1 protein-coding gene is annotated in these 1,045 nt (G+C 78.7%); it reads right to left on the reverse strand.

From position 1 onward, the window contains the following. The coding region (locus SSOG_RS54365; RefSeq protein WP_039939803.1) for a polyketide synthase dehydratase domain-containing protein at positions 1-1,045 on the reverse strand (1,045 nt) is incomplete at both ends.

Consider the following 1,045-nt stretch of genomic DNA (forward strand, 5'->3'; position numbering starts at 1 on the left):
ACCCCCGGTGAGGACCACCAGGCGGGTGTCCGGCCCGCCGTCGGCCAGGACCGTCCGGAGCAGGTCCAGGACGTGGCCCGTCGCGGAGTGTGCCGCCGACGCCGGGTCGGTGTCGCCGTCGGCCGCCCCGGCGCACCGGGCGACCACCGTCCCCGGCAGTGTCGCGCCGGACCGCAGCGCCGTGCGCAGCGCGTCGGCGTCCGGGTACGCCTCGGCCGCGGGGCCGAGCGCGGCCAGCGCCGCGGCGACCAGCCGGTCGCCCGCGTCCCCGACCACGGCCCACCCCGCGCCCTCGGCGGGCACGGTGGCGTCCGGCGGGGTGGCCACCGCGCGCCAGATGACCTCGTGGAGCGCGCCGTCGCGGTCGGGCCTGGCGGCGGCGAGCTGCTCGGCGCCGACCGGGCGCAGGACGAGGGAGTCGACGGTCAGAACGGGCGCCCCTGCGGAGTCCATGACCCGCAGCGCGACCGCATCGGCCGCGAGGCGCGCGAGCCGGACCCGCAGGGCGCGGGCACCGGTCGCGTGGAGGGTCACTCCGCTCCAGGAGAACGGCACCCGGAGCGTGCCGTCGTCGGAGTCACCCGCCGCCAGGGCGAGCGGATGGAGCGCCGAGTCGAGCAGCCCGGGGTGGACGCCGTACGGGCCCGGGGCCGTGCCCGCGGGCAGGGCGACCTCGGCGTAGAGCGTGCCATCGCCGTCCCGCCAGGCGGCCTTGAGCCCCTGGAACAGCGGGCCGTAGCCGAAACCGGCGTCGGCGATCCGCCGGTAGAACCCGTCGGTGTCGAGGGGTTCGGCGGAGGCCGGAGGCCAGGCCGCGTCGTCGGGTGCGCTGGTGGCTTCCGTGGTGGCGCCGAGCGCGCCGGTGGCGTGGCAGGTCCAGTCGGTGCCCGGCAGGGCGTCCTCGGGCCGTGAGTGGACGGCGAAGGGCCGCCGCCCCGAGTCGTCCGCCGCCCGGACGAGGACGCGCAGCTGGAGGGCGCCCTTCTCGGGCAGGGCCAGGAAAACGTGGTGGGTGAGTTCCTCGACGCGAGCGCACCCGGCCCGC

This window comes from Streptomyces himastatinicus ATCC 53653 (assembly GCF_000158915.1).
Taxonomy (GTDB): Bacteria; Actinomycetota; Actinomycetes; order Streptomycetales; family Streptomycetaceae; genus Streptomyces; species Streptomyces himastatinicus.